Origin of the sequence: Paracoccus sp. S-4012, from assembly GCF_009674885.1 — a bacterium.
GTDB lineage: Bacteria > Pseudomonadota > Alphaproteobacteria > Rhodobacterales > Rhodobacteraceae > Paracoccus.
In genome coordinates, this window is the sequence record NZ_WKKA01000012.1 from 83,255 (window position 1) to 92,402 (window position 9,148).

At 69.7% G+C, this 9,148-nt stretch carries 7 protein-coding genes and 2 pseudogenes; 7 read left to right on the plus strand and 2 right to left on the minus strand.

Annotated elements, in window-relative coordinates; genetic code table 11:
- Positions 1 to 5 precede the first annotated feature (5 nt).
- From GI374_RS14405 to GI374_RS14415, 3 genes are read left to right on the plus strand one after another with little or no spacing between them, the layout of a single operon-like run.
- A complete protein-coding gene (locus GI374_RS14405; RefSeq protein ID WP_154337761.1) occupies positions 6 to 899 on the plus strand; it encodes a F0F1 ATP synthase subunit gamma in 894 nt (297 codons plus the stop codon).
- A 25-nt stretch (positions 900 to 924) separates the two neighbouring features.
- Positions 925 to 2,388, plus strand: a complete 1,464-nt coding sequence (gene atpD / locus GI374_RS14410) for a F0F1 ATP synthase subunit beta (RefSeq protein WP_154337762.1) — start codon at positions 925 to 927, stop codon at positions 2,386 to 2,388.
- Positions 2,389 to 2,398: 10 nt separating this feature from the next.
- Positions 2,399 to 2,845 carry a F0F1 ATP synthase subunit epsilon gene (locus GI374_RS14415; RefSeq protein ID WP_154337763.1) on the plus strand — a complete coding sequence of 149 codons (447 nt, stop codon included), beginning with the start codon at positions 2,399 to 2,401 and terminating at the stop codon, positions 2,843 to 2,845.
- 115 nt (positions 2,846 to 2,960) lie between these two features.
- Here the strand turns inward: GI374_RS14415 and GI374_RS14420 are convergent, their stop codons facing one another.
- Positions 2,961 to 3,635 (minus strand): SDR family oxidoreductase, encoded by a 675-nt coding sequence (locus GI374_RS14420; protein WP_154337764.1) that lies wholly within the window; start codon positions 3,633 to 3,635, stop codon positions 2,961 to 2,963.
- Between the two features lie 157 nt (positions 3,636 to 3,792).
- Between GI374_RS14420 and GI374_RS14425 the strand changes: the two genes are divergently transcribed.
- Positions 3,793 to 3,930 carry a hypothetical protein gene (locus GI374_RS14425; RefSeq protein ID WP_154337765.1) on the plus strand — a complete coding sequence of 46 codons (138 nt, stop codon included), beginning with the start codon at positions 3,793 to 3,795 and terminating at the stop codon, positions 3,928 to 3,930.
- A gap of 30 nt (positions 3,931 to 3,960) precedes the next feature.
- On the opposite strand, the gene GI374_RS14430 is transcribed toward GI374_RS14425, so the two are convergent.
- Entirely contained in the window at positions 3,961 to 5,823 is a 1,863-nt protein-coding gene (locus GI374_RS14430) for an ABC transporter ATP-binding protein (RefSeq protein ID WP_154337766.1), read from the minus strand.
- A 195-nt stretch (positions 5,824 to 6,018) separates the two neighbouring features.
- On the opposite strand from GI374_RS14430, the pseudogene GI374_RS14435 reads away from it, so the two are divergent.
- From GI374_RS14435 to GI374_RS14445, 3 genes and pseudogenes are all read left to right on the plus strand, one after another.
- Positions 6,019 to 6,591: pseudogene (locus GI374_RS14435) on the plus strand (TRAP transporter small permease subunit); the annotation flags it as partial.
- A gap of 185 nt (positions 6,592 to 6,776) precedes the next feature.
- Positions 6,777 to 8,660: a TRAP transporter large permease subunit gene (locus GI374_RS14440; protein WP_370515374.1), complete on the plus strand. Its 1,884-nt coding sequence runs from the start codon at positions 6,777 to 6,779 to the stop codon at positions 8,658 to 8,660.
- Between the two features lie 340 nt (positions 8,661 to 9,000).
- Positions 9,001 to 9,148: pseudogene (locus GI374_RS14445) on the plus strand (IS3 family transposase); the annotation flags it as partial.

Below are 9,148 nucleotides of genomic sequence, written 5' to 3' on the forward strand. Positions count from 1 at the left end.
GAGCCATGCCCAGCCTCAAGGACCTGAAGAACCGGATCGGAAGCGTCAAGAACACGCGGAAGATCACCAAGGCGATGCAGATGGTCGCCGCCGCCAAGCTGCGCCGCGCGCAGGAGGCGGCGGAGGCCGCGCGCCCCTATGCCACCCGCATGAACGCGGTGATCGCCGGGCTGACCGGCGCGGCCGCCGGGTCGGACAGCGCCCCGCGGCTGCTGGCCGGGACCGGGTCGGAGCAGCGCCACCTGCTGGTGGTGCTGACCTCCGAGCGCGGCCTCGCCGGCGGCTTCAACAGCTCGATCGTCAAGATCGCCCGCTACCAGGCCGACAAGCTCCGCGCCGAAGGCAAGGACGTCGCGATCATCACCGTGGGCCGCAAGGGCCGCGAGCAGATGAAGCGCGACTACTCCGACCGCTTCGTGAAGCATGTGGACATGGGCGAGGTGAAGGCGATCGACTACGCCATCGCCCGCGACATCGCCGACGACATCCTCGACCGCTTCGAGGCCGGCGACTTCGACGTGGCGACGCTGTTCTACAACCGCTTCCAGAGCGTGATCGCCCAGATCCCGACCGCCCGGCAGATCATCCCCGCGGTGCTGGACGAGGCCGAGACCGAGATCGAGACCGAGACCGGCGGCGCATCGAACCTCTACGACTACGAGCCGGGCGAGGAAGCGATCCTTGCGGAGCTTCTGCCGCGCTCGATCGCCACGCAGATCTTCGCCGCGCTGCTGGAGAACGCCGCCTCCGAGCAGGGCGCGCGGATGACGGCGATGGACAACGCCACCCGCAACGCCGGTGACATGATCGACCGCCTGACCACGCAGTACAACCGCTCGCGCCAGGCCGCGATCACGACCGAACTCATCGAAATCATCGCGGGCGCCGAGGCGCTCTGACCGCACGCACGAAGGGACAAGAACAATGGCCGAGCCCGCACGCAACATCCTTGCCGACGAGCCGTCGCGCGCCGGCGCCAGGGGCAAGATCACCCAGGTCATCGGCGCCGTCGTGGACGTTCAGTTCGACGACCACCTGCCGGCGATCCTCAACGCCCTCGAGACCGAGAACCACGGCCGCCGGCTGGTGCTGGAAGTGGCCCAGCACCTGGGTGAGAACACCGTCCGCACCATTGCGATGGACGCGACCGAGGGCCTCGTCCGCGGCGCGGTCGTGACGGACACGGGCGGGCCGATCATGGTGCCGGTGGGTGAGGCGACGCTCGGGCGGATCCTCAACGTCGTGGGCGAGCCCGTGGACGAGCGCGGCCCGGTCGTGGCCGAGGAGAAGCGGTCCATCCACCAGCCGGCACCCGACTTCGCCGCGCAGGCGACCAGCTCGGAAATCCTCGTGACCGGCATCAAGGTCGTGGACCTGCTGGCGCCCTATTCCAAGGGCGGCAAGATCGGCCTCTTCGGCGGCGCCGGGGTCGGCAAGACCGTGCTCATCATGGAACTGATCAACAACATCGCCAAGGTGCATTCGGGCTATTCCGTGTTCGCCGGCGTGGGCGAGCGGACCCGCGAGGGCAACGACCTCTATCACGAGATGGTGGACTCGGGCGTCATCAACGAGACCGACCTCGAGAAGTCGCAGGTGGCCCTCGTCTACGGCCAGATGAACGAGCCGCCGGGCGCGCGGATGCGCGTGGCGCTGACCGGCCTGACGCTGGCCGAGCAGTTCCGCGACGCCACCGGCACCGACGTGCTGTTCTTCGTCGACAACATCTTCCGCTTCACCCAGGCGGGCTCCGAGGTGTCGGCGCTTCTGGGCCGCATCCCCTCCGCCGTGGGCTACCAGCCGACGCTGGCGACCGACATGGGCGCCATGCAGGAGCGGATCACCTCGACCAAGGCCGGCTCGATCACCTCGATCCAGGCCGTCTACGTCCCGGCCGACGACCTCACCGACCCCGCGCCCGCGACGACCTTCGCCCACCTCGACGCCACGACCGTTCTGTCGCGCGCGATCTCGGAGCTCGGCATCTACCCGGCCGTGGACCCGCTCGACTCCAACAGCCGGATTCTCGACCCGGCCGTGGTCGGCGAGGAGCATTATCAGGTCGCGCGCGACGTGCAGGGCGTGCTGCAGCGCTACAAGTCGCTGCAGGACATCATCGCCATCCTCGGGATGGACGAGCTTTCCGAGGAGGACAAGCTGACCGTCGCTCGCGCCCGGAAGATCCAGCGGTTCCTGTCGCAGCCCTTCGACGTCGCCAAGGTCTTCACCGGCTCGGACGGGGTGCAGGTGCCGCTCGCCGACACGATCTCGTCCTTCAAGGCGGTCGTGGCGGGCGAGTATGACCACCTTCCGGAAGCCGCCTTCTACATGGTCGGCGGCATCGAGGACGTGAAGGCGAAAGCCCAGCGCCTCGCGGCCAGCGCCTGAGGAGAGAGGCATGGCCGACACGATGCAGTTCGACCTCGTCTCGCCGGAACGGAGCCTTGTCTCCGTCCCGGTGCGTGAGGTGCGCCTGCCGGGCACCGAAGGCGACCTGACCGCGATGCCGGGCCATGCGCCCTCGATCGTCACGCTGCGGCCTGGCCTGGTCACGGTGGTGGACGCCTCGGGCACGGCGACCGAGTTCGCGGTGACCGGCGGCTTCGCCGAGATCGCCGGCGACTCGGTCAGCCTGCTGGCCGAGCGCGGCCATCCGCGGGCCGAGATCACGCAGGAGGTCTACAACGAGATGCTGGCCGACGCCCACCGCCGCAAGCGCGCGGTGGACGAGCGCGAGGATGTCGGCCACGACGCGATCACGGCCGCGGCGAAGCTGCTGGCCGACATGCAGGCGCTCGGCACGCATATCGGGCTGGACCCGGACCAAGCGACGGTCCCCGACTGAAGGCCGCCGCAGAACGCTTCAAGGCCCCGGAGATCGCCGGGGCCTTTTTGCATCCCGGCTTCGCCTTGTGGAAATATCCTCGGGGGTGCGGGGGCAGACAGCCCCCGCTGCGGCGTCAGCCGCCGAGCACCGCCGCCAGCATCCCCCGCGCGACCTCGCGCGGGTGGATCAGCGCCATGCGATCCTCGCCCGGAAAGAACCGCGCCCTCAGCGCCGTGGGCATCGCCGGCGGCGTCTCGATCGCCACCCGCGGCCCCAGCTTTGCGCCCTCCGCCTGCCAGCTGCGGACAAGCGCGATCTGCGCCGCCTTGCTGGCGCCATAGGTGCCGAAGAAGGGCTGGCCGCCGCGGGGATCGTCGGGGAACAGCGCGGTGCCCCGGCGCGCGCGCAGGAGCGGCTCGACCACCGCGATCAGTTGCGCGACGGCGGTGACGTTGGTGGCCAGGCTGCGGGTCCAGTCCTTCTGGTCCACATGCCCGGCCGGGGTCAGCGCGGCCGCATGGATCGCCGTATGCGCCCAGAGGTCGAGCCCGCCCCAGCGTTCGCGCAGGCTGCGGCCGAGGTGGGTCATCGCGCCCGGATCGGTCACGTCCAGCGGCGCGAGCGTGGCGCTGCCGCCGGCGGCGCGGATGCGGTCGTCGAGTTCCTCCAGCCCGCCGGCGGTCCGCGCCACGGCGATCACATGCCAGCCGCGGGCGCCGAGCGCCTCGGCGAGCGCCGCGCCGAGGCCGCGCGACGCGCCGGTGACGAGGGCGAGCTTCTGGTCGGGGGAGGGGGCGTTCTCGGTCATGGCCAGCCCATGCCACTGCCCGCCGCCGCTCGCAAGCAGGCGAATGGTTCGCCACAAGGATGACCGTCGTGACGTCCGCGCAGCGATGCCGTCGCATAGCCTCATGGCTGATCTTGACCGGACCTTCTAGGCTCGCGCCGATCCCCCGCGCCGCGCGGTGGTTGAGCGGCTGCGCGGCGGCCAGTTCGCCCTTAGCCCGGACCGCACCGAGGCCCACCCTGTCCGCCACGAGGAGATGGGCTTCGCGGCGGGCTGGGGCACGACGATCGAGCAGCTGGCCGAACTGGTCGAGTGATCCGCCCGGAGGGGCCGCGGGTCTGCCGTCTCAGCGGTAACCCGCGGCCTGCAACTCGAACAGCTCGCGGTAGCGTCCCGGCCGTGCGGCGAGGGCCTCGTGCGTGCCCTCGTCCTCCACCCGGCCGTCGGCCAGCACCACGATCCGGTCGGCCATGCGGACCGAGCTGAAGCGGTGCGAGATCAGGACCGCGGTGCGCCCGGCCGACAGCTCGTTGAAACGGTCGAAGACCTCGACCTCAGCGCGGGCGTCGAGGGCCGCGGTCGGCTCGTCGAGGATCAGCACCTGCGAATCGCGCATGTAGGCCCGCGCGATGGCGATCTTCTGCCACTCGCCGCCCGAGAGCTCGACCCCGTGCCAGAAGCGCTTGCCGATCATCTGGCCGTAGCCCTCGGGCAGCTTGGCGATCACTCCCTCGGCCATGCCGGCCCGCGCCGCCCGCGCGACCCGGCCGGCGTCCTCGCGCGCCTCGATCCGGCCCACGGCGATGTTGTCGCCGGCGGTCATCGAGTAGCGCACGAAGTCCTGGAAGATGACGCCGATCTGCGCTCGCAGCGCGTCGGGGTCGAAGTCCCGCAGGTCAGTGCCGTCGAGCGTGATGCGCCCCTCGTCGGGGTCGTACAGGCGGGTCAGCAGCTTCACGATGGTGGTCTTGCCGGCCCCGTTCTCGCCCACGAGCGCTAGCGTCTCGCCGGCGCGGATCTCGAAGCTGAGGTGGCGGACGGCCCAGCGGTCGGAGCCGGGGTAGCGGAAGCCGACGCCCTCGAAGCGGAAGCCGCGGCGGATCGGCTGCGGCACCGGCACCGGGTTCGCGGGCAGCGGCAGGCGGGGGCGGGCGGCAAGGAAATCGAACAGGTCGTCCAGATACATGGCCTGCGAGGTCGTGGTCGAGAAGCCGGTCAGCAGCCCCTCGATCAGCGCCCGCAGCCGGAGGAACGAGCCGGAGAGGAAGGTCAGGTCGCCGATGGTCAGAGCGCCCGTGAGCGTCCGCACGACGATCCAGAGATAGGCGATGTAATAGCCCGCCGTCCCGATCGCCGTCAGCAGCCCGAGCCAGCCGGTCTGCCGCTTCTGGATTTCGCGGTTCTCGGCCAGGAACCGGCGCGAGAGCGCGATGTAGCGGTCGCGCAGGAACGGGGCAAGGCCGAAGAGCTTCACCTCCTTCGCCGTATCAGCGGAGGCGGCGATCATCCGCAGGTAGTCGCGCTCGCGCGTCTCGGGGGTGCGGCGCCAGTTCATGCGGTAAAGTTCAGCGTTGAAATGCGCCTCGCCGAGGAAGGCGGGGACGAGCGCCACGATCAGCAGCACCACGAGCCACGGGTTGTAGAGCATCAGCCCGGCGCCGAAGCTGAGGACGGTCACGAGGTCCTGCGCCTGCGTCATCACCTGCGACAGCAGCGGGATTCGCCCCATCGTCTGACGGCGGGCGCGGTCGAGGCGGTCCTGAAAACCCGAATCCTCGAAGTCGGCGAGGTCGAGGGTCGCCGCGTGGTCCATCATCCGGGTCGAGAGGTCGATCACCAGCCGCTCCTGCAGCAGGCTGTCGCAGAGCCGCACGAGACGGTTGGCCACGTCCGAGGCGATGGCGAGGGCGAATTCGGCGGCGATGAGCCACAAGACCGGCGCCAGCTCGCCCGATGCCCGCCACGCGTCGAGGGTCTCGGGCGCGCCGGGCAGGGCGGTGAGGCGCACCACCTCGTCGATGATGAGCTTGGCGATCCACAGCGCCGTGACCGGCATCAGCGCGCGGGCGAGCCGCAGCGCAACGAGGGCCAGCGTCAGGCCGGGGCTGGTCAGCCAGACGAGCCTCAGGAAGGGCGGCACGTTGCGCAGCGCGGCGAAACGCTCGCGCACGCCCTGCGGCTGGCGGCGCCGGGGTGCGTGGGGGTTCATGGACGCGCGGTCTCCATCCGCGCCCCATAGCGCAGCGCGGCGGCGGGGGGAACGCGGCGCGCGGGCCTTCCCGCGCGTCACCGACGCCAGGGGCGGCAGGCTTGGTCCTTGACCGGCGGCCCTCCCGCGCGCTACCGCCCAGCATCGGCCGTCCCCTGCGTGCCGGGCATGTGGTCACGAGCGACGAGGGAACAGATGGGCGGATTGCTGGCCCTGGCGCGCGGCATCGACCGCATCAACACATTCATCGGCCGAAACGTGTCCTGGCTGATCCTGGTGGCGATCCTCGTCAGCGCGATCAACGCGATCATGCGCAAGGCGTTCAACATGTCGTCGAACGCCTGGCTGGAGCTGCAGTGGTATCTCTACGGCGCGGCCTTCCTCGGGGCGGCGGCCTATACGCTGCTCGAGAACGAGCACATCCGCATCGACATCCTCTACGGCGCCCGTTCGCGCCGGACGCAGCACTGGATCGACCTGATCGGGCACGTCTTCTTCCTGATGCCATTCGTGCTGCTGATGGTCTGGCTGCTCTGGCCCTGGGCCCTGCGCTCGATCAATTCGGGCGAGCGGTCCATGAACGCGGGCGGGCTGATCCTGTGGCCGGCGAAGCTGATGCTGCTGGTCGGCTTCGTCCTGCTGATGTTCCAGGGAATATCCGAGATCATCAAGAAGATTGCCGTCATGCGGGGGATCATCGAGGACCCGACGCCTTTCGTATCGGCCCATGAGGCGGCCATCCTCGAGGCGGAGAAGCTGGCCGAGGAGCTCAGCGCCGAACTGCCGCCGCAGGAAGCCGTCTTCGCCGATCCCGACCACCCGCTCACCGACCTCGATATCGACCATCCGCGCGATCACAACGACCCGACGTCGGGCGGCGGTTCGACCCGGATCGCCGAGGACGACGACGGCCCCCGCAACGACGACGACCGCGACGGGGAGCCGCGCGCATGATCCTGCACTTCATCGCGGAAAACCTGGCGCCGATCATGTTCGCGTCGCTGGTCGTGTTCCTGCTGTTCGGCTACCCGGTCGCCTTCGCGCTGGCCGCGAACGGGTTGCTGTTCTTCTTCATCGGGGTCGAGCTGGCGCCGCTCTCGGGCGGGACGATCTTCCTCAACTGGAACCTGCTCGGGACCATGCCCGACCGCCTCTGGGGGGTGATGTCGAACGAGACGCTGCTGGCAATCCCGTTCTTCACCTTCATGGGCGTGATCCTCGAGAAATCGGGCATGGCCGAGGACCTGCTCGACACCGTGGGCCAGCTCTTCGGGCCGATCCGCGGCGGCCTCGCCTATGCGGTGATCCTCGTCGGCGCGCTGTTGGCGGCGACCACGGGGGTCGTCGCGGCCTCGGTCATCGCGATGGGGCTCATCTCGCTGCCGATCATGCTGCGCTACGGCTATGACCGGCGGATCGCTTCGGGGACCATCGCGGCCTCGGGGACGCTGGCGCAGATCATCCCGCCGTCGCTGGTGCTGATCGTGCTGGCCGACCAGCTCGGTCGGTCGGTCGGCGACATGTACAAGGGCGCGCTGATCCCGGGCCTGATCCTGACCGGCTTCTACCTGAGCTACATCTTCGTGCTCACCATCATCCGGCCGCACTGGCTGCCGGCGCTGCCGAAGGAGGCGCGGACGCTCGGGTCGGGCGTGACCTCGCTGATCGTGGCACTGGCCGCAGGCTTTGCCATCTCCTGGGCGGTCTGGCGCTGGTACTATCCGCAGATCGGCGCCGACGCCGACATCCTCGCGGCGGTCGTGGGGGTGCTCGTCGTCTACGGCTTCGCGGTGCTCGACAAGGCCCTCGGCTGGGGCGTCATGTCGCGGCTGGCGCAGCAGTTCGTGATCGTGCTGATCCCGCCGCTGGCGCTGATCTTCCTCGTCCTCGGCACCATCTTCCTCGGCATCGCGACGCCGACCGAGGGCGGCGCGATGGGCGCGGTGGGCGCGCTGATCCTGGCGGCGATGAAGCGGCGGCTGAGCTTTGGCGTGGTGCGCCAGGCGCTGCTGTCCACGACGCGGCTCTCGGCCTTCGTGATGTTCATCCTGATCGGCGCGCGGGTCTTCTCGCTGACCTTCTACGGGGTGAACGGGCATCTCTGGGTCGAGCATCTGCTGACCTCGCTGCCGGGCGGCGAATACGGCTTCCTGATCGCCGTGTCGGTGCTGGTGTTCCTGCTGGCGTTCTTCCTCGACTTCTTCGAACTCGCCTTCATCATCGTCCCGCTGCTCGCCCCGGCGGCCGAGACGCTGGGGATCGACCTGATCTGGTTCGGCGTGATCCTCGCGGTGAACATGCAGACGAGCTTCATGCACCCGCCCTTCGGCTTCTCGCTGTTCTTCCTGCGCTCGGTCGCGCCGAAGGCGGCTTATGTCGACGCGGTGACGAAGAAGCGGATCGCGCCCGTGACGACGGGGCAGATCTACTGGGGCGCGGTGCCCTATGTGGGCATCCAGCTGGTGATGATCGCGGTGGTGATCCTCTTCCCCGGCATGGTGATGCACTACAAGGGGCCGGAGGTGAACATGGACAACGTGGTCTTCGAGGTGCCCGGCGGCGGCCTCGGAGGCCTCGGCGGCGGTCTGGGGGGCCTCGGGGGCCTGAGCCTCGGCGGCCCCGGTGCCCCGCCGGGCGGTTCGCCGCCGGGCGGTCTCGGGGGCCTCGGCACGCCGGACCTCGGCGCCCCGGCACCCGCCCCGGCAGCGCCTTCGCCGGGCGTGGGCGGGCTCGGTGTGCCGAATTTCGGCGGACCTGCGCCCGCGCCCGCAGCGCCTTCGGCGGGCGGCGACCGCCTCGGCATCCCGGACTTCGGCACCCCGGCCCCGGCGAACTGACCCGATCCTTCGGACGACGTCTCCATGATCCGCTCGCTCGTCAGTGGCATCGCGCGCAGCGGAACTCTCGACCTGCCACCGGTTTTTCCTCCACCTGCGCTCAGAGTCCGGCCAACGATGCCCTGCCTACCAACTTTGGACCACCCGAGGTTGGAGTTTTCGGGCTTTGTCATGACGGCGGGCTGGTGGGGCGGTCGGGAAAGTGCAGGGCGCTTGGGGCGGATGCCTTCATCGTTCTCAGCTCCACGCCCAGCCGGGAAAGCGTAGCCGAAAACTCCAGCTTCAAACGGTCCAGTTCTCAGGGGGCAGAGCAGGGGACTGGGAGGACGTCTTCGTCCGGCTCGCGGAGGCCATGCTCGACAACGTCGTGCTGAAGGACCTCCTGGGAAAGAGCTGACGACGCCAATGGCGCGGCGGGATGCGGCGCTCCGGGCGATGCGGGATCATGACGTCTCGCAGCGCCGAGCCTGCGCCCTGGTTGGTGTCGA